This window comes from Lacticaseibacillus manihotivorans DSM 13343 = JCM 12514 (genome assembly GCF_001435035.1).
Taxonomy (GTDB): Bacteria; Bacillota; Bacilli; order Lactobacillales; family Lactobacillaceae; genus Lacticaseibacillus; species Lacticaseibacillus manihotivorans.
The window spans coordinates 1-526 of sequence record NZ_AZEU01000161.1 but is presented as its reverse complement, the minus strand read 5'-3'; the positions used below and the strand labels follow the sequence as shown (position 1 = coordinate 526).

Annotated in this window: 1 protein-coding gene; it reads right to left on the bottom strand. The window is 48.9% G+C overall.

Annotated elements, in window-relative coordinates; translation table 11 throughout:
- A partial coding sequence (locus tag FD01_RS09390; RefSeq protein ID WP_156647296.1) for an IS66 family transposase occupies positions 1–526 on the bottom strand: 526 nt, incomplete at both ends.

Here is a 526-nt window from a genome sequence, read left to right as displayed (position 1 = left end):
GCTTTTCAAATAAGCACTTCAAATACTTGAATACATCCAACTGATTGGCCTTGGCAGTCTCACACAAAGTCATCAGGTTCGCATTTGCTTCGGCACCATCGACACTGGTACTGAATAAGTAGTTCTTACGTCCGATCACCAAGTCTTTGACGCTGCGCTCAGTCGCATTGTTGCTAAAGTCGATCTCGCCGTAGTCCATGAGCCGGTCAAGATAGATCCGCTGATTTTGGGCATACTTCACCGCTCTTCCCAATGCGCCTTTTGGCAGCGCAGTGAGGCCATCGATCCATGCCCAGAATTTTTTCATGAGCGGAGCGATGTTCTTTATTCTAAAAGCTTGGCGTTCTCCCGCCGGCGCATGCTGAACTTGTCGCTCCAACATAAACATGGTGTCGATCAACTTCAACGGTACCGAGTCTTCGATGCCGTTTTTCAAGTGCACAGCGGCGTCATAGAATCTGCGTCGAACATGCGCCATACATCCAGTGCGGGTGATCGCATCATCAAGCTTGTTATAGCCTGAATA